The following is a 250-nucleotide window of genomic DNA, read 5'->3' as shown; positions in this document are numbered from 1 at the left end:
GCCGAGCCGGCGCAGCAGGAGGTGGCCACCGATCTCCACGCCACGTCCCCCGCGGAGGACGAGGACGAGAAGGCCGCCGCCCCCGAGCAGCTGGGCTCGACCGACCCGCAGAAGCAGACCGACCTGGACGCCGCACACCTGCTGGAGCAGGCCACCACCCAGGCCCCGATGATCCTGATGCACGGCGAGCTCAAGCTCGTCGGTGCCCAGGGCCAGGCCCCCGTCACCGCGGCCACCGGCGAGGTCTCGG

1 protein-coding gene is annotated in these 250 nt (G+C 74.0%); it reads left to right on the top strand.

Going from position 1 to position 250, the window contains the following annotated elements:
• Window positions 1-21: 21 nt before the first annotated feature.
• A partial coding sequence (locus KVS67_RS12480) for a hypothetical protein (RefSeq protein ID WP_217565494.1) occupies window positions 22-250 on the top strand: 229 nt, incomplete at its 3' end.

Source organism: Micrococcus sp. GbtcB5 (assembly GCF_019091605.1).
Taxonomy (GTDB): Bacteria; Actinomycetota; Actinomycetes; order Actinomycetales; family Micrococcaceae; genus Micrococcus; species Micrococcus luteus.
The sequence above is the reverse complement of the archived record's forward strand: the minus strand, read 5'-3'. Positions and strand labels throughout refer to the sequence as shown.